The sequence below is a fragment of the Streptomyces sp. NPDC007205 genome, assembly GCF_040634095.1.
Lineage (GTDB): Bacteria > Actinomycetota > Actinomycetes > Streptomycetales > Streptomycetaceae > Streptomyces.
Genome location: NZ_JBEYEW010000037.1, coordinates 14,435 through 37,889, shown reverse-complemented (window position 1 = coordinate 37,889; position 23,455 = coordinate 14,435). Strand labels below are relative to the sequence as shown.

Here is a 23,455-nt window from a genome sequence, read left to right as displayed (position 1 = left end):
GATATCCAGTGTCACCCAGTACGCCGCGCGGGGAGCTCTCCGGCATGCACAAGGTGCGGGAGAGCGCCGGCTGGGATCATCCGGTCAGGTGATACATCGGCGGGATCTCCAACACCTCGATGATGGTGGGGCCGGCGGTGTAATAGGCTCTCATGACTCCAGCCCGAGCGAGCTTGACGATACAGCGGGGGCAAGGCCGTGCCAGCATGGGCACACGCGCTGCGTTTACGCGAGCCACGAACACCATACTCACCGGAGCCCCCCGGGCGCGGCGGAGTGCGGCGTCCTCCGCATGGAACGTGCTGTTGCGGTGATCGATGAGTGGCGAGTTCCGGTATTTGTTGGGACTCGCAGCGACGACGCGGCTGCCTGCGGCAAGTACAGCTCCCACTTTGTGGCGGCATTCCGACTTGAGGGCTTGACGGATCGCCAGGTGGATCAAACTCATAGATTTTCTTGCAGGCCGATGAACAAATAAGGGACACCTCGCCGGTGATGGATGGACTCAGGCTGGAAGGAGCTGATTCAGTTCGTTGATCTCCCGATAGAGGATGGAACAGATGTCACATTCCTTGAGATGTAGCGTCATCTCCTCTGATCCGTATTTACCAAGTCGCCCCCGGGAGTACGCGGCGAGGCGGCCCACATAATAAGAACAGTGGACAGAATAGTTTTTCTGGTTCAGGTGCACAGCGAGATAAGCCTGCCGCAGACCCTCTTTGGCTCTGTAGGACAAAGCCGCGACGCTGTTCGGGCTGATTCCCATCACGTCGGCAATGGCGGCCGGTTGCTGTGAGTGCACGATCGTGTACCACAGGATGGTTCGCCATCGCTCTGACAAAGAGGAAAGCGCCTCCCAGGCCAATCCCTGATCGTATTTTTTGAGCGCCTCGTTCCCTGCAGGGGCCGCGTATTCCTCTTCGTAAACTCCCACATCCGGCACGGAAACCTGGCGTCCCGTGCTCCTCGCCGATTCCGTCACCAGATTACGCAAGACCCTCAGCAGATAGCTCCGAAAGGAGGCGGAAGGACCGCCGCCAGATTTGAGTGCCTGGAGTACACGGACGAAAGCTTCGGCGACAAAATCCTGTGCCGCGTATGCGTCGTTTGCATGCATTGTGGCCAATCGGATGGCTGCACCCCGGTGACGATTGAAGAGTTCAGCGAAGGCTTCGGTGTCACCGTTCCTTACTAATTGAGTCAATTCTTGATCGCTGATTTGTGCCGTCGCAGGACCAGCATCCTGCCTATCTGGCTGGGCGGCGGGTGTTGTGTGATGCCTGGTCGATGAAGACAAGACGGCTCCTGTATGTAGGCTAATTCGTGTTCTTCAGGCGCTTCGCATATTCAGGAAACGGCAGGAACGACGTAAACCCGGGTGTATGTAGGGCCCAGGGCATACCTGTAGGCGGCACCGCGCTTCATAAGCTTTCAACACATGATTAGATAGGGAGTGGCCCGAGCAGACTTCAGTGTGATGCTCCTGGAAAGGGTCGTGCGAGGAAGTGGACTGCTCCATATGGCTATGGGAGCCCAGTAGCACGCCTGGAAGAAGGGACACGTCGGTCCAGGGCATCAGCGTAGGGCTCCAATGAACGCGTGAAGGACTGCAACCCCCTTTATAAAGCCTGGGGCTCTACGTGGCGCTAATCCACACCACGCATTCGGTGGAAGGTTGATCTCTTTGAGGCGATGAAAGATCGCATCATCCTATGAGGCCCATCAAAAAAACCATCTGCCGGCAGTCGCGTATCGCGTGCCAGGTCGATGCCGGGTTGCAGCGGCCGAGCGGCTGCATCGCGTTCGTCAGCCGGTGAGGGTAGCCCGTCAGCCGGATGAGGTGGACGGGGGTGGAGGCGCTGCGGTCCCGTCCGATGACGGACACGGTCTCGGCGGACATACGGATGACCGTATCGTCCAGAGACAAGTATTTAGCGGCTAAACATTGCTTTGATGCACAGAACGGGTGATTAGCGCGATTTCGGTGAGTATTACCAGAGCTCTGCTGGTGCTGACGTGAACAGTGTGTCGACATGGACCACTTAGACCTCAACTCCGGCAACCACAACCCTGGTGAGATGGGCGGAAGCGCGTGGGCTGTCGACCGCCGCCTGCTCTTCGCGGTCTACGCCCGCGGCGGCGACCCGCGCGTGGCCGGTGTGGCACGCGCGCTTTCCCGGGCCGGCGAGCACGGCGCAGTGTGGTTGATGGCAGGCCTTGCGGGGGCCGCCGTAGACAGTTCGCGGCGCGGCGCATGGTTGCGGGGCACAGTGCTCACCGCTGGCGCGCACCTTTTCAGTATGGGCGTGAAAAGGGTGGTGCGCCGTCCGCGCCCCGCGCATATCGCACCCCGGGTGCGCACGGCCGGTCGGCACTCCTTCCCGAGCTCCCATGCGGCCTCTGCTGCGGCCGCCGCCGTTCTCTACGGCGGGCTGGGGGCATACGCCGTCCCGCCGCTCGCTGCCGCGATGTGTCTCTCGCGTCTGGTCGTGGGTGTGCACTATCCCTCGGACGTGGCAGCGGGCGCGGTCCTCGGGGTGGCTACGCCGGGCGTCGGCGTGCGCTGGATGAGGGGAGCTCTCAGTGACTGATCTGATCAGGCTCGAGGAGGCGGCGTACGCTCCACAATCTGCACCTCAACGGAGAGGCGGTCTCTTAGGCGGGCTTTTCAGAGCCGCGCGTCCCAAACAATGGATCAAGAACGTCCTGGTCGTTGCCGCTCCCGCCGCCGCAGGCCGGCTGTTATCGGTGTCGGCGCTCACCCATCTCGCGCTGGTCTTCGTCCTCTTCACCGCCTGCGCAGCAGCCGTGTACCTGGTCAACGATGCCCGTGACGCCGAGGCCGACCGCGCACATCCCACCAAGTGCCACCGTCCGGTGGCGGCGGGAGAGGTTCCCGTGGCTGTCGCGTACGCAGTCGGTGGCGGCCTCGCCGTTCTAGCTCTCGTCGCCGCAGCGCTCCTGGTTCCGCCCCTCGTTGCCGCTGTACTGATCGTGTACCTCGGTGTGCAACTGGCGTACTGCGTGCGGCTCAAACATGTGTTGGTCGTCGATCTCGTCGTCGTCACGAGCGGCTTCCTGATGCGCGCGGTGATCGGCGGATTCGCCCTTGGCATCCCGTTGTCGCGTTGGTTCTTGATCACGGCCGGGTTCGGGGCGCTGTTCATGGTATCGGCCAAGCGTTACTCCGAAGCCGTGCAGATGGCCGGGGAAGCGGGCGCCACGCGCGCGTTGCTGACCGAGTACACCGTCGGCTACCTGCGTTTCGTGTGGCAGATGGCAGCCGGAGTCGCCGTCCTCGCCTACTGTCTGTGGACGCTGGAGGACACGGGCGTTCCGCACACCAATGTGCTGCCCTGGCGACAGTTATCCATGGTCGCGTTCATCCTTGCGATCCTCCGATACGCCGTCTTCGCCGACCGTGGTACCGCCGGCGAACCCGAGGACGTCGTCCTGCGCGACCGCGTCCTCGCTGTCATCGGTGTGCTGTGGGTGACGATGTACGGGCTGGCGGTGGCCCACCAGTGAGAACCTCAATGCCACGAGAGCTGTTTTCGTTCGCCGCAGTGGGCTTCCTCGGCTACGCCATCGACCTGGCTGCCTTCACCTACTTGCGAGGCCCGGCCGGCCTCGACCCCTTGACCTCCAAGACCGTAGCGTTCGTGGCGGGATGCACGCTGGCCTACGCGGGGAATGCGCGATACACGTACGGTCACGTGCAGGCCAGTGGCATGCGCCCTTACGTCGCGTACGTCGTAGTGAGCATCGCCGGAGCCCTGGTTCAACTTCTCTGTCTCGCCATCAGCCATTATGGCCTCGGGTTCACCTCCCAGCGTGCAGACACCTTATCCGGATCCTTAATCGGCATGGCGCTGGCCACGGTCCTGCGGTTCTTGGGTACTCGGATATTAGTTTTCCGCAACGAAGGTGTTCAGTAGGGACTTGAGTCAGGGGCACCCAGGCCACCGTATGGAAAGGCGTCCCGATCAAAGCAAGACTATTGGCAACTGATCGCCTGAGGCGGAGGTAGCTTTACTGGAGATCAATCGAATTTGCGATTCTATCCGACCATCTTACAAGAACCTTTCGGGTATTGCTCGGATTCCTGCTTGACGCTGGTAGTCTGGGCTCGGTTCCCGGGCTATGATTGCGCAGGACCCATGAAATGCGTGGCATTTTGTGGGTGCAATCTGTGAAGGGAGAATCAGTCGGATGGGTTTCCTGGCTCGGCGTTTGGGAAGGGGCTGTGTCAGGGAAGAGGAGCGGTTGCCCTGATTCCTCGGCAGTGGCATCGTTCCGCAGGCGGTGGCCCGGAGACATCCATGTCTCCGGGCCACCGGGCTATGCAGATGCTGTGACTTTCACATGGCTGTGTCGACTGCGTGCGTATTTCGGTAGAGGCGCCCGCATCGATCGAAGGGAACAGTGGAACAACGGGAACACACGAGCTCAGGCCGTGAGGGGCTGGGACGCTCATCGGCTCCTCCTGCCACAAAGGACGGGAACGAGAGATTCAGGCCTGATTCGGGACGTCCGGGTGCAGCGAAGGTGGCCATGACGTCCTCAGACCTCGTCCAGCAGGGTGGCCAGCCCCCCTTCGATGGCTGGGCCCATATCTTCTTTGCCATGCTCGACCAATACGTATGAACGCAGGAGAAAACGAATCAGGGCGGCTGTGTCAAACTTGGCGAAGGCTCTGCCTTCGGAACTGCGGAATTCAATGATCGTATAGACGCGGCCGGAGGGCCAGATACGGACGTCCCCGATGCCAGTGGGGCGGCAAAGGCCGTTTGCCAGCAACCCGCGGTCGAAGGACCAGGTCATGTCGGTACCGTCGCTGGAGACAAGCGCAGGGAAATCGACGTGGACCGCCAGCGGGTCGGTGGAGCTGTAACGCAGGATCACGGGGACCGAGATCTGCTGGTTAAACGCGGCGGTCAGCCTGACCCGGGTGGCCTGGCTGATCGTTCCGCCGTCCGTACTGGACCCGTGCCCTTCCCAATGCGGGCGAGTGTATCGCTGATGCTTTCCGGCGGGTCGGTGGAGCCTTACGTTGCGCAAAAACTTGAACATATATGAATCTGTGCCGCTTCATACTGTGCGTGTTCCGCTAACTGTGGAGTGGCCGTCGTGGCTGCTGGGCAGCCGCCGGCAGTCACCGTCTTGAGGGTTGTGAGTCGCTCAGTCGGTGTCGTTCCCCATCGGTGTCACGCATGAGTGGGTGGGACGGTTCGGAACGTTGCCGGTCTGACCTGGTACGTTCCCGTTGTTCCGCTGTTCCCTTTGGTCGGGGCTGGGTCCCGCTCGCATTGTGCGTCGGCGACCCTTCTATGACTGTGCGGATCGCTTTGGGCTATGCATGGCGTGCTGGGGGCGGTAGCGATCTGAGAACTGTGTGACGAGCTCCTGGAAGCAGGCCAGGGCGGTGATGGGAGGAATTCCGGAGACAGTCATCATCAGAAGAGATTTTGAAGAATTCCCGACGCACAGGGCGACTGCCCCCACGGAAGCGGTCACGATGACGGTCCAGGACCATCGAGCAGTCCGATGCTGGAGGGAAGCGCGCATGATGGACATGCCCGCTGCGAGCCACGGCCCGTACAGCATCCAGGGCCACCAACGAGCCAGCTTCTCTGGCATGAACAACGCGGCGACGGCGCGAAGCTGATCGTACGAATAGGAAATTGACCAGCCAAGCATGACCGCGGAGCATGCGATGATGGCCACGATCAGGATAGCGGTCGGTCTAATTCGCCGTTTGCTTGCATGGCTGCGGTATCGCGGCAGGGACTGTCGTTGGTCTACTGGAGGCCTGTGCACGCCCTGTCCGACAGGGGGTGAATAGGTGTAATTCATGCTGGGGTCCATATTCAACAACTGGGCCAATTCCTCATCCGGATCCCATCCACCTCCTACCATTGTTGCATCCAGGCTGTGCCAGCAATGGTGTCTCTGATATGCGCTGCACTCAGCGCAGTGATGGCGCTGCGGTGCGTCGTATCCTGCGCCCTCGATGAATTGTGAGTCATATGGATCGCGCCTGCTCAGGAAGAATTCATCCATGCTCGACTCCTCCCATTTTGTCACGGGATAGATCCTCCGTGTGCGTGTGCTCGGCCTCGGCGTGGCGGAGTTCCTCGAGGACGTCGTCAAGTAGATCTGCACAATGCTGAATGCACGCTCGCCCCCCGGCAAGGTCGAGCCAAGTTACCGCATTGCCAGAAAGGTTGGGCGCGGTCGACTCAAGCAGCCCCGCTTCCTGAGTATCGGATTCTGTCCGGTGTGAGATGAACGCTTGTTTCTCGGTCGGAGCCGTTTTGTTCCAAGCCACGGTCACCTAACGAGTGTCACGCACAGTAAGACATCAGGCTTTCGAGGGAACAAATCGGTGTTATTACCTGTCGAACGATTGCTGTGGTGTGCCGTTGGCGGATATTCGATCACCGGTGCCTCCGCGCGGTACTGCTTTCGCCATGTCGTGGCCGTGGCCGTACGAGCCTCCGTCAGTGGACGCGGCGAAATTCGTGTCGGCGTGTCCGTAGGAGCACCTCCGCGTCAATGCGCCGTGCGGCCACCTCGCGCGCCTCAGCCAGGACGCGTGCGCTGAAGTGTGAAAGGACGGCCGAGGGTGAGGCACCCGGTGCCAGGACGACATGGACCCGGAGTCGTAGTCGGTCCGGGCGGCCGAGGAGGTGCACGCGTGCCTGCGTGACGCCGGGCAGGTTCCGCGTCCTGCGTTCCACGGCGTCGGAGAGGGCGAAGCCGGAGAGGGTGACGCCGGCGACGCCGAGCGTCAGGATGTGCAGCCGGCCGCGGCGAACCTGGAGTGCGCACCAGGCCAGGCACAGCAGAAGGACGATGCCAAGCACGGTCACCACCGCCGGTGTCGACCAGCCGTGGTCGCGCCAGAGGGCCAGCCTTCCGCGATCCACCCAGACCGAGCCGGGAGCGAACGTAGGCCACCAGGGCGGTAATCGGTCGGGGCCGACGACATCGGCGGCCCCGAGTACGACGCCCGTTGTCGCGAGAGGGATGCCGGTGCAGGCCAGAGCGGCTCTGTTGATGCCTCCGCGCAGTCGGTTCATGGCTATTCCCCTTCTGTCGTGGGGCTCTGCGGCGAACTGTCCTGCGGCTCGACGGGCTGCCAACCCGCCGCGGTACGCAGGCTGACCCGCAGGCGGGGCGTGTGCTTCAGTCCGCAGGTGGCAAGGGCTTCGTGAGCCGCCGTCGTCACCGCCTCGTGCGCGGTATCGCGATCCCCGAAGCCCACAGTGGCCCGAACCCTTGCCCGGTGTCCTCTGACGCGCACCCGGGCGTGGGAGATCCCGGACACGTCCGCCACCGCGTGACGCACCAGGGACTCGGCCGTTGCTCGGTTGAGGGCCGCGCGCATGTGCCGGTCCGGCGTCCTCATCGTGAGTGAGCGGCGCCGCCCGGGCGTGAGCGCAAGCAGAATCAGCTCAAGGCCGAGCAGCAGCGTGACCGCGCCCAGCGCCAGCGTGGAGTCGCCAGGGCCGTGAGTGGACAGCCAAGACAGCAATCGGGACCACAGGGAAAGGGGCGCATCCCCCGCGACGTGCACGGACACGACCTCGTACAGCGCCGCCCCACAGACCGCTGCGCCCAGGATCGCCGCCAGCGTGGCGGGTAGACAGCGCTCCGACCATATCCGCTTGGGCGGCCGTCCCGACATGTCCTGGATGGGCGAGGACACGACCGGAGTCGCCGCACCGGAACCGGGCTCGACGCGAAGCGTCAGACCATGCACCCGGATGCGCGCAGGGAAGACCTTGAGGCCGGTGAGCATCGCCGTACGCCGGGCCACATAGTGGTGGACCTGGTCGCCGGCCCTCCCCAACGCAGCCCGATAGGGCAGCGTGAGATCGATAGCCAGCTCTGCCCGGCCGCCGCCCGTTGCCACCTTCGCGCTGATGGCGCCGACGTCTCCCGGCGGCAGAGCCTCCGCGGCGGCCCGCTCAGCGATGCGGCGCACCACCCGGTCGGCGACGATGGTCCGGCCTCGCTCGGCGGCCGCCACCGCCCCTGCTCCGGCCTCGGCCGTGCTCACGGCAGCCGCCCGGTACCAGCGTCGCCGCGCGACTCGTCACGCCGACCGTCGCGGGGCCCGAAGTACTCCCACGGACTCGCTCCACCGTCGACAAGACGGCCCACGGTCCAGCCAACCGCCCCCAACGCGGCCACCAGCAGGAACGCCGTGAAGCCGCCGAACCAGCCCGCATACCCCAGGGACATGCCCACCAGCAGACCTGTTTCGGCTCTGCTCACCGGTCTCCTCACTTCTTCTCAATCGTCTCCGGTAGATCGGCCGTGTCTCTCCTGATCGCCGGCCATATGTTGTTCAACGCCTGTACGCCCTACTCCACGCGCGAGTCCACCGCGGCGCCCGTCTCGTCCTCCGGGAGGCGTACGTCGTCGACGTTGACGTTCACTTCGACGACTTCGAGGCCGGTGATCCGTTCCACAGCGGAGATCACGTTCTCTCGCACGGCACGCGCGATCTCGGGAATCGGTACTCCGTACTCGACCACCAGGTCGAGGTCGACGGCAGCCTGTCGCTCGCCGACCTCGACCTTCACCCCGCGCCCCACATTCGGCCGTCCGCCCGGCACCCGCTCACGCACCGCGCCGATCGTGCGGGAGAGGCCGCCGCCCATGTCGTACACCCCGGAGATCTCCCGGGCCGCCATGCCGGCAATCTTCACGACGACCACGTCAGCGATGGTCGTCCTGCCCCGCGCGTCTGCGGTCTCCGTGGCATTGCGGGATCCTCCGGGCACGGCCGTGCCCTCAGGCACCGCCACCCGGCCGCCGCCGGCCGTCGTCGCCGGGTTCGGCTCCGGTGTCTTCATCGGTGTGCCTCCTGGATAAATGGCTTTGCACGCGGTCACCTATTTCGACACGTTTTCCACTGCTTCATTACGCGATGCTGGGTTTTTCCACTCCGTGGATAACGTGCCGCTGCCCCGGTCCACGCCCGGCCGTCCGCCGGGTCGGACACAAGACCGGCGGAGCCGGGGTGAGCGAGAGGAGATCATCAGTGCCAGGGCAGTGGGACAGACCGCCTGACGCCACGGAGGGTGAAGGGCACGAGGACACCCTGCTGGCTGTGCGCGCAGGAGAGGGAGACGAGGAGGCTTTTGAAGCATTGGTGCGCCATCACGGACCCATGCTGTTACAGACGGCCGCACGACTGCTCGGCGACAGGACCGAGGCGGAGGACGCGGTGCAGGAGGCCTTCGTCAGTGCATGGCGTAAATTACCGGAGTTCCGAGGGGAGTCCGCATTCGGCACGTGGATGTACCGGATCGTGACCAACAAGTGCCTGAACCTGTTGCGCGCTCGGCGGCCGGCTGCCGCTCTGGAAGCCGTGGCCGAGCCCCTTGCTCCCGATCACCAGGTTTCCCCGGCGCGCGCGGTAGAGGGCCAGGCCGCCGTTGAAGCCCTCGCGCAGGCCATGACGGTTCTCTCTCCCGAACAGAGAGTGTGCTGGGTGCTCAGGGAGCTGAACGGGTTGTCGTACGAGGCGGTGGCGGACATCGTTGGAATCAGTCAGGAGGCGGTCCGTGGACGCGTCTTCCGCGCGCGGCGCCAACTGACGGAGGCGATGGTCGCATGGCGATGAACGAACCGAACTCCGACTCGGCCAACGGGATGGACGGCGACGAATGCTCCGATGATGAGCGGCTGCCCTGCGGCCGGGAACTGGCCGACGTGTGGCGTCAGTGGGAGGATGCACTGGAAGACGCGCACACACGCACATGCCCGTACTGCTCAGGCGCACTGCGTGAACTCGACCAGCTCAAGAATGTCGTGCGCCAGGCAAAGACGGAGGATCCCCCCGAGGCCGACGCCCGCAGGCTCGTGGAGCGAGTGATGGACGTCGTACGTCTCGAACTGCGCCCTGGCAGGACACTGCCGTTGGGTACACCCGCGGAGGACCACTGGATCGTGGAGGCGGCGGCCGCCAAGGTGTTCCGTGCGGCAGTCGACTCCCTGCCGGACGTCCGTGCAGGCAGCTGCCGGGTCTTGCCGACTGGTCCGGGCGTCGCGGCTTCCCAGCGCGCACGTGGCCCGGTGACGGTGAGCGTCGAGGTGGTGGTCGCCGTGACCGCCGACCTCCAGCGGGCCGCGGAGCAGGTGCGCGAGCGGGTACGGGCTACCGCGGAACGAGCGCTCGGCATGGAAGTCGACTCGGTGGACGTGGCCGTTGCTGACGTCTACGACGAGGTCCCGCAGTACGGAGGACCGAGGTGACGGCGGCCGGGAATCCCGCGGAGTTGACGGAACGGATCGCGCGGGCTGTCGTCGACGTACCCGGTGTCGCGTTCCTGCGGCCCGGACTCGCCGGGCTGCTGCGCGGCTCGGTCCTGGGCCGTGTGACGGACCAGGCGAAGGGCGACGGAAAGTTCGACGGGGAAACCGCGAGGTCCGCCGTGCGCGTCCGACGCGGGGATGCCGCCGGGACCTTGGCCGTCGACGTCAGCGTCGTCCTCTGGCGCGGTCAGCGCGCTCTTGACGTGACACGAGCGGTACGCGCCGCTGTGGAACGGGTGGTGCCCATCCCGCCCGGAAGCAGGGGGCGGCATCGCGTCACGGTCACCGTCACCGGCCTGGTCTGATACTCGACGACAACGATCGTTTTCACCGGAATCCGTGGTGTGTCTCGCTCAGCAGTCGCCCGGCGGGTCTATAGCGTGGGTTTTCGCCCGTCGGAATCGTGCACGCAAGATTCCGACGGGCGACGCGACGGTCTGCTGCAGTCAGCGTATTGCTCGAAGCGAGCAGTCCTGCTTTCAGCTGACTAACTTTACGAGGAAGAATTCGGCGCTGAAGAGCCAAGGATGAGGGCATGAAGCTGAACAGGTTCAGACTGGGAATCGCGCTGGCTACTTCCGGTCTGGCCCTTTGGCCGGCACTTGCGTCCATCGCTTCGGCTACGCCGGTAGAAGGCCACCTGCCGGGCGCGAGCGCGGCGCGGATCGGGATCCACGCCGAGCCACCCTTGGGCGCGGCCCACGTGACCCCGCTCGCCGCGAGAAAGAAGGTGCTCTCGGTCGGGGACTCCTGGGCGGTTCACATGGAGACCGGCATGCGAGCGGCCTCACCCGGAACGATCGTCTACGGAAATGGCCGCGGCGGCTGCGGGATCCGCTTCACGGCCGACAACGAGGGCTCCACCTGCAACCAATGGCCCACTCTGTGGCCGCAGCTGATGGACAAGTACCACCCTGATGCCGTGCTCCTGATGGTCGCGCAGTGGGACTCGCAGCCCCGGAAGGTCACCTGGGACGCTCCACCTCGGGACCTGACCGACCCCGATCAGCGAGAGCGCTTCACGCAGAATCTCAACCGTGCTGTCGATATTCTCTCCGCGCGCAATACCCCCGTCTATGTCATGAATGCCCCGCGCATCGACGCCTCGGCGCGGGTGGCGGACGATCTGATCGAGAACGTTGCCCGTGCCCATGCGAATGTACATGTGCTGAACCTTCGTGATCAACTGTGCGATGCCAATGCCTGCCCGTCCCCGATCCACGGCATCCCGGTGTATGACCGGACCTGGCACACCACCCACGGAGCAGAGACGCGGCTCGGCGCCTGGATTCTCAACCAGATGTTCCAGCCCCGCTATCAATCTTGAGAAACCACTGCTCCTTTCTCTTCATGTAGATCTCCCTTGCCGAAAGGTATCCGACGTGAAACTCAAGGCTTTTGCTGCTGTAGCCGCGATGGGCGTCGCCGCCCTGCTGCCTACCGACGCCGTGGCCGGCACCGGCGGCCTCTACTGGAGCCCGGCCGGCGGTGCCGTGCAGTCCGCCTCCTTAGAGAATCCGCAGTCCAGCCACTGCTACTTCCTGCGAGGCAATAAACCCCCGTACTACGCGATCAACGTCACCAACCGCACCATGCACTACTACCGTTCACGGGGCTGTTCCGGCGAGGTGGGCACGCTGACCCCGAACATGTCCGGCAACGTCACCAGTTACGTGAAGTTCGACTGATGAGCCGCACTCTTCACCGTCCCGGCCGCGTGCTCGCCGCGACTCTTTGCCTGGTGGGCTTCGCGGTCGCGGGCTGTTCGAGCCAGCAGTCCATGCAAACGACCACTCGGGCCGAAGAACGGGCCGCCGGTTCCCATTCCGGACGGGGCACGCCTCCGCTCGGTACAGCCCCCGGGCACCTCGGCCCCGGTACAGGCGGCAAGAGAATCATGGTGGTCGGAGATTCTTGGGCCGCGAACCTCGCCCAGGGCATGAGCGCCGTCGCCTCCCAGCACACCAGCGTCGTCAACGCAGGCCTGGGCGGTTGCGGCATCCGACTTCCCAAAGGCAACGAGACCCCTGCCCGATGCCGTGAATGGCCGAAGAAATGGCCGTCGTATCTGAGGACGTTCCGGCCCGATGCCACCGTACTCATGGTCGGCTACTGGGACGTCGAGCCGCAGCGCGTGAATGCGCACGAGAATCCCAAGGACCTCACCTCGCCGGCGGCTCGCGCAGCCTTTGCCAAGCGCCTCGACCAGGCAGTGGACCTGCTCACCGGATCCGGCAAGCCTGTTTACCTGATGACCTCGCCACTGGTCGCCGACTCCCCCTACCGGGAGTCCGCCCGGGTGATGAACCAGGTACTGCGGCAAGTTGACCAGAACCGCGTGCACGTCAAGATTCTCGACGTAGCGGGACAGCTGTGCAACGAGTCCTCATGTCCGAAGGTGATCGACGGCATCTCGGTGTACGACCCGACCCGGCACCTGACCTCCAAGGCCCGCGACCGGATCGCCACCTGGGCGCTGAACACCGTCTTCCCCGGAGCTGAAAGCTGAGCCGGTGGCATGAGGTTCGCCATGAAGACGGCGTCGGCACGAACCGGCGCCCCGCTGACGGAACTGGGAGTGCGTTCGGGGAAGTTCACCCGCGATGCGCTGACGGATCTCCAGGGCTCCTCCCGTATCCCGTCGATCGACGGCCTGCGAGCGCTTGCTGTTCTCGGCGTCGTCGCCTACCACTTCCAACTGCCCCTATTGGGCGGGTTCTTGGGCGTAGACCTGTTTTTCGTGATCTCCGGGTTCGTGATCACCAGACTGCTGGTCACCCAGCGGGAGAAGGATCTGCGCCCCGCACGACTCGACTTCTGGTACCGCCGTGCCAAACGCCTCCTGCCCGCGATGTTGCTCGTGGTGGCGGCCGTACAGGCGTGGATGCTGATCCAGGACCCTCCCGGCCTGCGGCCCACAGTCAACGGACAGACCCTTGCAGCCCTCACCTACCTTTCCAATTGGTATGCGATCACGGCCCACATCGGGTACTGGTCCGTGGGTCTGGATGCCGCTCCTCTCAACCACCTGTGGTCTCTTGCCGTCGAGGAGCAGTTCTACTTGGTGTGGCCACTTGCCCTGGCCGCCGCACTCACCTTCCTCCCTGTGAGGGTCTCTCGCCGTGCTCTCGCCGTGGCCGCGGTCATCGGCGCAGGCGCCAGCTACACCCTCGCCCTTCACTGGTACGTCCCAGGCGCTCCCGAGCGCGCGTATCTCGGTACGGACACCCGGGCTGGTGCTCTCCTGCTCGGTGCCGTCGTCGCGCTCCGCCCGGTCCGCCCTCCCGTTTTCCTGACCGCTGCGCTCACCGCCGTCTCCGTCGCGGTGTTGGGGGTTCAGTGGGCCACAGCCGACATTGACTCGGCGGATCTGTACATGTGGCAGCTTCCGGTCGCCGGCCTCGCCGCGGCCGTAGTCGTCAATGCCCTCGCACACACCACTCCCGGTGCGCTCTCCCGCTTGCTATGCGCAGCTCCCCTGCAATGGGTGGGCTTGCGCAGTTACGCGATCTATCTGTGGCACTGGCCCGTCTGGATTTTCCTCGGGATCGAATTCCCCGAACTTTCCCACACCGCCCGCGCCGCAACCGGGTTCACCGCGGCCCTCGCTCTGGCGACGCTGAGCTATGCCCTGGTCGAGCAGCCGATCAGGGCCCGCGACCTCCGTCCGCGTGTCCTTCTGCCCGTCCTCGCCGTCTGTTGCGCACTGCTCGCGGGTGCCACGTCGCTACCGGTGACGGCTCCCATGGACGCCGAGAACGGCCCGGTGGTGACCGGACCCAAAGCCCCCTGACGGGCCTGGTACGGATGCCTTCTGACCGTGCACGACGAGGAGTTCCTTGCGGATGGCCATTCATCCTGCATAGTCGCAGTTCAAGAGGGTGTGGATGGCTTGGACGGTGCGGCTGATGCGGCGGGTGGAGCAGCCTGCTCGGTGCAGGATCCGCCAGGACTTGGACCGTCCTACCTTCTTGGTCGGGCGGAGCGAGCCATTCCTAGTGCTGGATTCGCCTTTCGGTGGGTAAAGCTGCCGGTAGCGGGTGGTTACGGGTGCTCGGGGGCGGGTGCTGGGTCATGGTGCTGAGGGCACGGCCAGGCCGTGACGAGAGTGAGCAAGCGGTGGTCCACCGCCTGGCGTCGGCCAGAAGGGCGCCGAAGGATGTGGTGGAGCGCTGCCGGATGGTGGAGCTGAGCTGGGACGGGTGGCTGGTCCCGCAGATCGCCGACGAACTGCGGTGCAGTCAGAAGACGGTGCGCCGCTGGCTGCACCGCTTCAACCGCTTGGGGCTGGAGGGCCTGGAGGATCTGGGCGGGCAGGGCCGCAAGCGAAGGATCACCGAAGCCGAACGCTCGAGGATCGTCGGCCTGGTCAAGCTGACGCCGCCAGGTCGGCTGGAGGTGCAGCCGTCGAACGAGATGTGGGCCGCGGACGAGGCAGGTCCCTCGGAGTGGACCTTGGACGCGCTGGCCGCCGCGGCCCGGGACCTGGGCATCGAGGTCAGCCGCTCTCAGGTGCGCCGGATCCTGCTGGCCGAGGGCGTGCGCTGGCGGCGCACGCGCTCATGGACGCGCTCGAGAGATGCGGACTTCGAGGGAAAAGGACACGGATCGTCGAGCTCTACACCAGTCCGTCCGCCGGGGCGACGGTCTGCGCCGACGAGCTCGGGCCGGTGATCTCCCGCGCTTTCCCGCCGGCGCCGGGCTGGTCACCGGACGGGCACCGCATCAAGAACGAGATCGACTACTCCCGCGGACCGGAGAAAACCTGGGTCTACGGCGCCTTGCGCGTCCGCGACGGTCAAGCGGTCACGATGACCGCCACCTCCCGCAACAGCGCCTTCTACCAGCAGCTCCTTCAGCTGGTAGAGGACGCCAACCCCGTCGGAGACATCTACCTGATCACCGACAATCTGTCCTCGCACAACAGCGTGCCGACCCGGACCTGGCTCGAGGACCATCCCCGCATCAGGCACGTGTTCATCCCGGTCGGCGCCTGCTGGCTCAACCTCCAGGAGGGCTGGTGGCGCATCTTCCGCAAGACCGCCCTGGCCGGACGCTCCTTCGGCGACCGTGACCACATCACCCACGCCACCGAAGTGGCCACAGCCCAGCTCAACGCCCGCGCCCGACCGTGGATCTGGGGCAGACCCGCACCGTCCACCAGGCGCTTGCCCTTGAACTCGCCCAGAATGCACATGCCGAATACGCCGACGAAGGGCAGATGTACGCAGACAGGGCTTCTGAGGAAGCCCGCGGTCGGAGCCGGACGGGCGTGTGTACGGAAATCCACTGACCGGTCAAAGACCAGGCTGTAACCGGCCCCGGAGTGCGTGTACGAGGAGTGGCTTCGAAGGAGAACCGTTTCTGTCTCCGATCGCTCGTCAGACGCTCCGCGTCACCAGCCGGCGGCTGGGAGCGCAAGCGGAGCAACGGGCACCGGGATGGCCGTGCGAGCGCCGTAGCTGGCCCTTTGCCAAGGCATCGCCGGAAGGAGGCCTCGCGCCGGAGTCGGCGGCGGGAGTTCAGCTGGTGTGCTGTTTCGGAAGGAAGGCAGGAACCAGTGGTCATCCGGTCCTCGTTCTCCAGGGACCGTACGGAAGTTCGCTTGCCACTGGGCGTACAGGGCGTCGTAGATCGGGGTAGGAGCGTCAGGCAGGAGATGGCTCATAGTTGAGTCAACGGGAAAGCGGGTCATCCCGATGTCTGCCGTACGGGTGTTTCCTGAGTATGGCACGTCGGTCTGCCGGTTCCTTGGGGCCCATAGCATCCTGGGGGCCGAACACTCGAGGTCCGGCCGGTGACTGGCTGGCGCTGACAAAGGCCGTTGATCATGTGACCGTTGGCTTGTCTGGTCATTGGTCTGCTCGTGGGGAAGCAGCGGTCTCGGACGTGGTTCGTCCCTGACGAACTGCAGCCGGCTGGTCAAGCCGTTGCAGCCGGAGTCGGCACCCAGCCGGTCGAGGGCTGCCCGGCCCGGGGCGCCGAACGCGCGGGAGGTGTTGTCCGGGGTCCTGTTCGTGTGCACGCCGGGCGGAAGGCGAAAGCACCCGGCCCAGCGACCGCTGATCAGGTCTGGCAATTACCTGCTGACCATTCCCGGCAGCTTGGGACGAGCTCGCACCATGTATGCGGAAGTACTCAAGGGCCTATGGTCGTTGGTCGCCGAAGTAACACCGCGCGTAGGTGGTCATAGGGACGAGACCGTCGCTCCGCCAACCGGATGAGTAGCGCGTCCAACCGGATGAGCAGCACGTCAGCCTCGCATCGCACACACCCTCATCTATATGCCAGTTCAAGAGGTTGGCAAATGACGTCGTCCCATGCCTCCATCGCTGTCTGGCCTGGCGGCGCTCTGCGTACAAGAGAGGAATCCTTCGAATGGGTCGGTCGTCGACGCGCGGTGCATGAGGCGGTCGGCACATGATGCGGGTGGGCGGATGGTTCTCTTTGTGTGGAAGAGCAGGGCGAGCGCGAGTGCATCGCCTTCGCAACTCATTGCCAGCGGTGTGCCGATATCCAGGCTTCGAGCAAGAGCTAAGGCCGTCCGAATACCACGGCACGATATGTATCGCTTATGTGTATCCGTGGGTCTGTCGAGGAATTTCCTGCGACCGGACGGCTTTCGTCACTTTGGGTCAATTTCTGTCATCGATCGGATGGGTGTGCCCGTACCGATTACTTATTCATAGGAAGATGATCATGAAACTTTCGACTTGGTTGCGGGGCGGGACGTGCGCGGGTGCAGCCCTGGCTTTCGCACTCCCCTGTACAGCGCCTCCCGCCTCGGCCCAGTCATCGGTAGCCGTACCGGTACCCAATGGCGATTTCTCCTCCCCGCATGTCATCGGAACAAACTGGAATTTCGCGCCGCCGGCCCACTGGGGTGGGAATGGCACAACGATCTCTGTGGATGCGGCCAAACATCCCCAACAGCTTCAGGCTGCGAACCTCAACTACGGCGGTGGCCCCGCCAAGTTGTATACGAATCTGTGGGGAGTCCATGCTGGTGACAAAGTCACCCTTACGTTCGACGACAGCCCCAGCAGATACACGGGTTGCACTCTCGCTCAGGTAAAGGACGGCCAGAAGTTCACGATTGATGACGGCCAGCACAGCCAGGAAGTGACTACAAAGGGCACGTCCGCGGTTGGTACCCAGAACTGGGAATTGGACAAGACATACACATTCACCGCGGCCAAGGACAACACGCAAGTAACGTTCTCTTCGCAAATGCCGCAGGGAAGCGGCTCTTGCGGCCCCATGTTGGCAAACGTGCGTGCAGTTCGACTGCCAGCCCCCCCGGACACCCAGATCCCCAAGGTGGCGCTCCCTGCTCCCCAAGCCTACAACGAGAATGAGCCTCTCTCGGTTCAATCGGCGGTGGACTATTGCAGCGGCAGCGACACTCAATGTTCTTTCACAATGGATCCGCAATCCTCTTATAAATACTATGACAAGGCCAGGGTGGTCGGGGAGGTGCACCTTAACTGCGGCAGGAATTCGTTCGACGACGAGCGCGAAGTGGATTACTCGGAGAAACCTTTCGATAGTATCTCTCGGTACTACGCACAGAACGACCTTGCGATGATTCCCCCGGATGACATTTCGCAGGGAAAGCCGAAGTTGGCGAGTCAGGTCGATCGCGGGTTTGAGCAAGCCACCAATTCGCCGTGGACTTGGAAGAGAGATGTGAAGAGGACCGTGGCTCCCCGGATTCAGCCCGGGGAAGCAAGCTGGGTCGAGCTCGAGCCTGCCCGACAGCGAGTCGTGGGCTACTTCACCAGCCCTCGTAACGCTTACAGACTGTTCTCGACGTTCGATGTCCCGTCCGAAACACTCTCCGATCGCTGGTACCAGCGCACAGGCCCCATGACGGATGCCGAATTTGCCATGTGTACTTCAGACCGGCCGACAGCCATTACGCCAGACCTGAGGAGTGCGCCCGTAGCTGTGCCTCCGCAATCAGAGATGAAGGCGACCAGAAGCTTCCTGCTGAAGCTGAAGGACCGCTAGCCATCAGTGGCAGTGAATTCAAGCAAGGCGAATGGCAAGGAGAACAGGTTGAACGGCACACTACGGTCGCGAGGTACTTCACCGCTCCGGATTCAGGCTCTGTACACGCTACTGGTCCCATTGATGTCCATGAGCGTAGTATCTCTCGCTGCCGCACCCTCGAGTGCTGCGGACAAGCACGACCGCGCCATGCCGAAGGCGCAGGCTTTTGACGGCAAGAAGCCCCTGTCTTCCCTTAAAGAGGTCACGGACCTCTGCAAGCAAGGTAAGGGCTGCCGATTCATCGTTGATGCAGTGCGGGAGTACCGAGGCGGCGTTATTTCGGTGGGTAACGCTTTCCTGAATTGCACCGACGAGGACGTCAGCGTTCAACGGCGCGTTACGCTCTGGCCGAGAATCACGGACAACATTGAAGGTGAAATCAACGGCAGGGCGACTGATACAGGAAGGGTTTCAAACTCCTCGCAGGTCGAGCTTTCTGGTACGGCGGAGGGAAGTCAAACCATCCGGAAAAATTTCAGGTCCTACAATGAGGAAATGCAAAAAGCGACCTCTTCCAACAGCACCGAGAGTGAGACCCGGGGAACGCTCAGCGGCTCAATTTCCAGTGAGAGTACGGGCAGTAAAGAGTCTGATCAGGAATATGAGAATTCTGCGGGTCGCACTGACAGCAGAACCTGGGACAATAGTGTCAGGAGTGATACCGAGGTTGAAGCGACCGCTCCGGCGGGCGATGTGCTCATCTGGGGTTACCAGGAGATGGGTCACCGGGTTAAAGGAACGCTGAAGGCACTCGGCACAAGCAAGTACATCAAGAACGTCGTGGTTGACGAGCCGTCAATCCTCCAATCAAGCTCCTTTGTAGCGCAAACCTATACTGCTCCAATGGGTGCCTGCCTCGATACCCGACCCGCTGCCGGGGCGGGGCCTGCAGCACGCTCCGCGCCGCTCCGCGCAACGAAGCCGAAAAAATCAAGTGCCGTGCGTTCCAGGAAAAAGTGATCGATCTTCTTCGCCGTGCGGTGGGGGCACCAGCCCAGGGTGTGACGGGCTCACGCCCCCTTGCGTGGCCACATCCTGTCGGTGGTGATCTCGTGCCGGCGAAGCGGAAATCTCCCGCGGTTCCGATCCGACGGCATCTCGCGGTCACCGCGGATACCCCCGCCAGCAACGGCTACCGCAATTTCACAAGACCACTCTTGGACACGTTGGGAGTATTGATGTATCGATCTGCACTCGCCCGCGGCATGCTGGCTGCTGCCGTTGGACTGGCCGCGCTTACCGTTCCTGCCACGACGATCGCCTACGCCGACGATCCCTGTAGCCCGCCCAAGGGCCACGCGGCTCCTCCGGCGTGTGCTGCCGCTGCAGGCGGCAAACAGGCCATCAGTGCCTGCCCCCCCACCTCTCAGAAGTGCATGCAAGGCCTGTCGGGCCCGGGTACGGAACCGTTGGGACTTATTTCCAGGACTGGTGCGGACATCACACGATTCGAGCAAAAGACCCGTGAGGTCGACCCGAACACGGCAGCGAAAGACCTGTGCAGCATTGCCACGGCGATCACATCTCAGAGTGACCCCGGGGACTTCGCCTTTCCGCCGAGCTGGTGGTATTGCTGAGTCGACAACGGTGAGGGAGGCCGCAGACTCGCCGGGTGGCCGCACAGCTACTGACGGAGATAAGGCCCGAATGGAGTAGCCGTGCCGTCCAACCGGATGATTTACTTGCCCTCGCACTTCAATAGCGGCGAAATCTGGCCGCAGATGTATCTTAAGAATGGGGGCAAGCGTAAAAACGCGAGAAGAAGAGGAAACTATGGAAACTGAAATCCGCTTTGAGGAACTGGACCTGCTCGTGGGTGAGGTGCTGCCCGAGCGAACTGTCATGGGTAACGTGATGCTCCCGTTAGCCTTCGGTGGTGGCCACGGCCATCAGTCTGCTGACGCTGACGCCGGCGGGAGCAGCTCCAGCGCCGCTGCCGCCGGTGGTGGCGGTGCCGGCGGCTTCGGCGGTGGCATGTTCGGCGGCCTGTTCGGCGGTAGCCAGCACAGCGACACGGTTCAATCGACCTGCCAGTCCATCGGCCAGGGTCAGAGCACGGTGCCCAGCCTCACCTGTATGCCGGCGACGGTCAGGAGCTACTGATCCTGAGCCGCTAGCTCCCTCGCATCGGCGACGGGCCGGGGGAGGTCTGGAATTCCGTCCTTCCCCGGTTCTCCGCAGCCCTTCGAAAGCCACCCCGCGTCATGCCGTTGCGTGATGCGGGGATGCCGACCGCCCCAGCGACATGTTGCTGGGGGCGGTATTGAGGGAGCTGGAGGCTTCACGCCATCAGCCATCGTTGCGGCGTCGATGTGCCGGAAGTGTACTGCTTCTCTCTCGGGGAGCGCCGGAAACGGAGAAGGGGAAGGCGCCGTGATCAGGGGGAAGTCCTTCCTCTGCCACCTCACCAGCGTCCTGGACGCCCAGGTCCGACGGCTTGCCGGCAACGAGGGGCATGGCGGCCGTGAATCGTGGCACATCGGGCGCAGGCTCGGTTTCGACTTCAATGTCGCTATACGTGCCGGCGATTGCGTGCTCCTTCGGCTCGCCGCTTCACCGGCGCGGGATCCGCGGCCCTCGTGCTCAGTCACGTCTGGATACAGGCGCACGGGCGGGCGGAAGATGCCCACACTTCTGTTGAGCCGTGCTCGGCAGACGCCCGGTCGCCGCGGTCTGCGGCAAGTGGAACCCGAGGAAGTCTTGTCAGGGCCGCCCCCGCCGTCTGCCGGGAGTGCTCCATCTTCCGTGCCAGCACCCGGTCCCCGCCCGACCGTGGCTCTGGACCACCGTCGGTACGCGCAGGGCAGTGTGCGGGAGACCAAGCGGCGATGACTGGAAGCAGTATTGAAGGTGTTCGCTGGTTCTGCCGTCGCCATGTCTCAACGCCTCGTTTTGGAGAGTTCCATGAGCCAATGGCCACTGACCTCTGCCGCCAATGGCGCCCTCTCTCCCGAAGAGAAGCCGTCTGGAATGAACGGCACAGCCAGGCCCGCCCTGGTCGAAGGAACGGAACTGGTCGGTGAGTTCGACGGCTCGGGTTATCGTGAGCCTCCACAGTTAGTATCGCGCTCTGATGGACAACTCGTGCGCCTTCCCGCGCTGTTGTACTCCATTGCAAAGATGCTGGGCGGCTGCCATCTCGCTCCCAACGGCGAACCGCACGGCGCCGGCCGTCCCACCGTGACTGAGATCGCCGATGAGCTCAGCCGGGAATCCGGGCGGCGTTACACCGCCGAGCACGTGACCTTCCTCGTCGACCAGAAACTCGCGCCCCTCGGAATCACCACGTACTGCGACGGCTCACCGCCTCCACCCCGCACCAAGGCCGACCCATTCCTCGCGTTCCGGTTCCGGATGGAGGTACTTTCGGAGAGCGTCACTTGGTTCCTCTCCGGGCTGTTCGCGTGGCTGCATCGCCCGGTGGCGGTCCTTCTGCTGATCCCGGCTTTCTTCGGGGGTGAAGTCTGGTTCTGGGCGCAGGACACCGCAGGGGCACTTCAGGGTGTTCTCTTCTCTCCGGCCAATTTTCTGCTCGTGGTGCTCCTGGCCATTGTCTCCTGCGTGTTCCATGAGATGGGCCATGCCTCGGCCTGCCGGTACGGCGGGGTACGGCCCGGTGCCATGGGGTGCGGCATCTACCTGGTGTGGCCGGCCTTCTATACAGACATCACCAACTCCTACCGGCTGGGACGCGGTGGGCGTATCCGTGCCGACCTGGGCGGCGTCTACTTCAACGCCATCTTCGTCAACGTCCTGGTGCTGGCCTATGTGGCGACGGGGTTCCAGCCCCTTCTCGTGGCGATCCTCTCCGTCAACCTGGAAATCTTCCAACAGCTTCTGCCCACACTCCGGTTCGACGGCTACTACATCATCGCTGATCTGGTCGGCATTCCGGATCTGTTCAAGTACATCGGCCCCATCATCAGGCGAGTACTGTTCCGGCAGCCGCCGGACGAGCGGCTGCGAGCCCTCAAACGGTGGCCCCAGGCGATGGTGACCTTGTGGGTGGTCTGTGTTGTTCCGGCACTCGCCCTGCAGCTGGGATATGTCCTCCTGCAGTTGCCTGGTCTCATTCGGGTCGATTGGCAGAGGATCCGAGTGCTGGTGGCCGGCGCCGCTGCCTCCGGAGACTACGTCGTTGCGGGGGCGTCCGCCCTTCAGATCGTGTTGCTGATTCTGCCGATTGCCGGACTGACCATGGTCGTCGTGCAGTTGCTCAAGGCTGTCTTCCGCTTGGCCCGCAGACAGCTGGTTTCCCGGCAGCGCTGACCTTTGTCTGTATTTGATCACTCATTGCCCTATCTAATATGTGAGGGACGACCACAGACGTGAACAGTGCACGCGAAAGGCGAGATCAGCCATGAGTGGCATACAGGGAAAAGGCGCCGTCGTTCTCGGGATCGCCGGACTGATGGCACCGCCTGCCCTCGCGCTCGGCTCCGTACCAGCGATGGCCGTGAGCTGTACAGTCATGCCGGGGCCGTACCAGAAGCAGGCGGAGAAGTTCTTAGGCCGGCCGGTCGACGGCAGGCAGTCCGCCGCCGACTGCAAGGCCGTCCAGGCCTTCCAGGACAAACACGGAATCACCCCCGACATCGGCTATGCGGGGCCTGTCACCTGGGGCGTGATGGACCTGATGAACAAGCAGAAGGCCGTCGAGAAAAGCCCCAACAAGGACGGCAAGTGCCCGGTGAACAAGGGCCGGATCGCCTGCCTCAACCTCACCTTCCAGCTGAGCTGGATCCAGGACGGCGGCAGGCTCGTCTACGGGCCGGTGCCCGTGCGCACCGGCCGAGAGGGCTACGAGACCCGTACTGGGCTGAAAAGGATCTACTGGCGGGACATCGACCACTACTCGACCCTCTACAACGTGCCGATGCCCTACAGCCAGTTCTTCGACGGCGGACAGGCCTTTCACTCGGTCAACCTGAGCATGTGGAACCCGCCGGGCTCGCACGGCTGCGTCAACATGACCCGCAAAGATGCCAGGCGGTACTGGGCGCTGCTCAAGAAGGGTGACGACGTATACGTGTACGGCCGAAAGCCGGGCACCTGACGGGGCTGA

Annotated in this window: 26 protein-coding genes and 1 pseudogene; 17 read left to right on the top strand and 10 right to left on the bottom strand. The window is 63.8% G+C overall.

Annotated elements, in window-relative coordinates; genetic code table 11:
• Positions 1-76 precede the first annotated feature (76 nt).
• The 3 genes from ABZ624_RS35520 to ABZ624_RS35510 form a co-directional block, all read right to left on the bottom strand.
• Positions 77-448 carry a hypothetical protein gene (locus tag ABZ624_RS35520; protein WP_360098503.1) on the bottom strand — a complete coding sequence of 124 codons (372 nt, stop codon included), beginning with the start codon at positions 446-448 and terminating at the stop codon, positions 77-79.
• 57 nt (positions 449-505) lie between these two features.
• The gene (locus ABZ624_RS35515) at positions 506-1,297 is read right to left on the bottom strand and encodes a sigma-70 family RNA polymerase sigma factor (protein ID WP_360098501.1); all 792 of its coding nucleotides are present in this window, start codon (positions 1,295-1,297) and stop codon (positions 506-508) included.
• A 408-nt stretch (positions 1,298-1,705) separates the two neighbouring features.
• Entirely contained in the window at positions 1,706-1,900 is a 195-nt protein-coding gene (locus tag ABZ624_RS35510) for a hypothetical protein (protein ID WP_360098499.1), read from the bottom strand.
• A gap of 178 nt (positions 1,901-2,078) precedes the next feature.
• Between ABZ624_RS35510 and ABZ624_RS35505 the strand changes: the two genes are divergently transcribed.
• From ABZ624_RS35505 to ABZ624_RS35495, 3 genes are read left to right on the top strand one after another with little or no spacing between them, the layout of a single operon-like run.
• Complete coding sequence (locus ABZ624_RS35505) at positions 2,079-2,591, top strand: phosphatase PAP2 family protein (protein WP_360098536.1); 513 nt, start codon at positions 2,079-2,081, stop codon at positions 2,589-2,591.
• A 1-nt stretch (position 2,592) separates the two neighbouring features.
• Entirely contained in the window at positions 2,593-3,528 is a 936-nt protein-coding gene (locus tag ABZ624_RS35500; RefSeq protein ID WP_360098534.1) for a decaprenyl-phosphate phosphoribosyltransferase, read from the top strand.
• An 8-nt stretch (positions 3,529-3,536) separates the two neighbouring features.
• Complete coding sequence (locus tag ABZ624_RS35495; RefSeq protein WP_360098497.1) at positions 3,537-3,938, top strand: GtrA family protein; 402 nt, start codon at positions 3,537-3,539, stop codon at positions 3,936-3,938.
• Positions 3,939-4,563: 625 nt separating this feature from the next.
• Here ABZ624_RS35495 and ABZ624_RS35490 read toward each other — a convergent pair.
• The 6 genes from ABZ624_RS35490 to ABZ624_RS35465 form a co-directional block, all read right to left on the bottom strand.
• On the bottom strand, positions 4,564-5,073 hold the full coding sequence (locus ABZ624_RS35490) for an SsgA family sporulation/cell division regulator (protein ID WP_360098495.1): 510 nt from the start codon (positions 5,071-5,073) through the stop codon (positions 4,564-4,566).
• 255 nt (positions 5,074-5,328) lie between these two features.
• A complete protein-coding gene (locus tag ABZ624_RS35485; RefSeq protein ID WP_360098493.1) occupies positions 5,329-6,063 on the bottom strand; it encodes a DUF2637 domain-containing protein in 735 nt (244 codons plus the stop codon).
• Between the two features lie 440 nt (positions 6,064-6,503).
• On the bottom strand, positions 6,504-7,085 hold the full coding sequence (locus ABZ624_RS35480) for a hypothetical protein (RefSeq protein ID WP_360098491.1): 582 nt from the start codon (positions 7,083-7,085) through the stop codon (positions 6,504-6,506).
• Positions 7,086-7,087: 2 nt separating this feature from the next.
• A complete protein-coding gene (locus ABZ624_RS35475; RefSeq protein WP_360098489.1) occupies positions 7,088-8,068 on the bottom strand; it encodes a DUF6286 domain-containing protein in 981 nt (326 codons plus the stop codon).
• Positions 8,065-8,286, bottom strand: coding sequence for a hypothetical protein (locus ABZ624_RS35470; RefSeq protein ID WP_360098487.1), 222 nt, complete (start codon positions 8,284-8,286; stop codon positions 8,065-8,067). Before ABZ624_RS35470 ends, ABZ624_RS35475 begins: the two co-directional genes overlap by 4 nt.
• 89 nt (positions 8,287-8,375) lie before the next feature.
• The gene (locus tag ABZ624_RS35465) at positions 8,376-8,870 is read right to left on the bottom strand and encodes an Asp23/Gls24 family envelope stress response protein (protein WP_360098485.1); all 495 of its coding nucleotides are present in this window, start codon (positions 8,868-8,870) and stop codon (positions 8,376-8,378) included.
• Positions 8,871-9,058: 188 nt separating this feature from the next.
• On the opposite strand from ABZ624_RS35465, the gene ABZ624_RS35460 reads away from it, so the two are divergent.
• The 7 genes from ABZ624_RS35460 to ABZ624_RS35430 all read left to right on the top strand — a co-directional run bounded on the left by ABZ624_RS35460 (position 9,059) and on the right by ABZ624_RS35430 (position 14,128).
• Positions 9,059-9,643 carry an RNA polymerase sigma factor gene (locus tag ABZ624_RS35460; RefSeq protein WP_360098483.1) on the top strand — a complete coding sequence of 195 codons (585 nt, stop codon included), beginning with the start codon at positions 9,059-9,061 and terminating at the stop codon, positions 9,641-9,643.
• Positions 9,634-10,275, top strand: coding sequence for an Asp23/Gls24 family envelope stress response protein (locus tag ABZ624_RS35455; protein ID WP_360098481.1), 642 nt, complete (start codon positions 9,634-9,636; stop codon positions 10,273-10,275). Before ABZ624_RS35460 ends, ABZ624_RS35455 begins: the two co-directional genes overlap by 10 nt.
• Complete coding sequence (locus ABZ624_RS35450; protein WP_360098479.1) at positions 10,272-10,640, top strand: Asp23/Gls24 family envelope stress response protein; 369 nt, start codon at positions 10,272-10,274, stop codon at positions 10,638-10,640. Before ABZ624_RS35455 ends, ABZ624_RS35450 begins: the two co-directional genes overlap by 4 nt.
• A 230-nt stretch (positions 10,641-10,870) precedes the next feature.
• Positions 10,871-11,662 (top strand): SGNH hydrolase domain-containing protein, encoded by a 792-nt coding sequence (locus ABZ624_RS35445; RefSeq protein ID WP_360098477.1) that lies wholly within the window; start codon positions 10,871-10,873, stop codon positions 11,660-11,662.
• Positions 11,663-11,717: 55 nt separating this feature from the next.
• Positions 11,718-12,023: a hypothetical protein gene (locus ABZ624_RS35440; RefSeq protein WP_360098475.1), complete on the top strand. Its 306-nt coding sequence runs from the start codon at positions 11,718-11,720 to the stop codon at positions 12,021-12,023.
• Positions 12,023-12,844, top strand: a complete 822-nt coding sequence (locus tag ABZ624_RS35435; protein WP_360098473.1) for an SGNH hydrolase domain-containing protein — start codon at positions 12,023-12,025, stop codon at positions 12,842-12,844. The genes ABZ624_RS35440 and ABZ624_RS35435 overlap by 1 nt, the downstream gene beginning before the upstream one ends.
• A gap of 21 nt (positions 12,845-12,865) precedes the next feature.
• Entirely contained in the window at positions 12,866-14,128 is a 1,263-nt protein-coding gene (locus ABZ624_RS35430) for an acyltransferase (RefSeq protein ID WP_360098471.1), read from the top strand.
• Between the two features lie 60 nt (positions 14,129-14,188).
• Here the strand turns inward: ABZ624_RS35430 and ABZ624_RS35425 are convergent.
• Positions 14,189-14,296: pseudogene (locus ABZ624_RS35425) on the bottom strand (IS5/IS1182 family transposase); the annotation flags it as partial.
• Between the two features lie 113 nt (positions 14,297-14,409).
• Here ABZ624_RS35425 and ABZ624_RS35420 point away from each other — a divergent pair.
• The 7 genes from ABZ624_RS35420 to ABZ624_RS35390 all read left to right on the top strand — a co-directional run bounded on the left by ABZ624_RS35420 (position 14,410) and on the right by ABZ624_RS35390 (position 23,446).
• Positions 14,410-15,009 carry a helix-turn-helix domain-containing protein gene (locus ABZ624_RS35420; protein WP_360098469.1) on the top strand — a complete coding sequence of 200 codons (600 nt, stop codon included), beginning with the start codon at positions 14,410-14,412 and terminating at the stop codon, positions 15,007-15,009.
• Positions 15,006-15,650: a transposase gene (locus ABZ624_RS35415; protein ID WP_360098467.1), complete on the top strand. Its 645-nt coding sequence runs from the start codon at positions 15,006-15,008 to the stop codon at positions 15,648-15,650. Before ABZ624_RS35420 ends, ABZ624_RS35415 begins: the two co-directional genes overlap by 4 nt.
• A 1,384-nt stretch (positions 15,651-17,034) precedes the next feature.
• Entirely contained in the window at positions 17,035-18,348 is a 1,314-nt protein-coding gene (locus tag ABZ624_RS35410) for a hypothetical protein (RefSeq protein WP_360098465.1), read from the top strand.
• Positions 18,349-18,537: 189 nt separating this feature from the next.
• Positions 18,538-19,350, top strand: a complete 813-nt coding sequence (locus ABZ624_RS35405) for a hypothetical protein (protein ID WP_360098463.1) — start codon at positions 18,538-18,540, stop codon at positions 19,348-19,350.
• An 813-nt stretch (positions 19,351-20,163) separates the two neighbouring features.
• A complete protein-coding gene (locus ABZ624_RS35400; protein ID WP_360098461.1) occupies positions 20,164-20,493 on the top strand; it encodes a hypothetical protein in 330 nt (109 codons plus the stop codon).
• An 801-nt stretch (positions 20,494-21,294) separates the two neighbouring features.
• Positions 21,295-22,659, top strand: a complete 1,365-nt coding sequence (locus tag ABZ624_RS35395; protein WP_360098459.1) for a hypothetical protein — start codon at positions 21,295-21,297, stop codon at positions 22,657-22,659.
• A gap of 91 nt (positions 22,660-22,750) precedes the next feature.
• Positions 22,751-23,446 carry a L,D-transpeptidase family protein gene (locus ABZ624_RS35390; protein WP_360098457.1) on the top strand — a complete coding sequence of 232 codons (696 nt, stop codon included), beginning with the start codon at positions 22,751-22,753 and terminating at the stop codon, positions 23,444-23,446.
• Positions 23,447-23,455 lie beyond the last annotated feature (9 nt).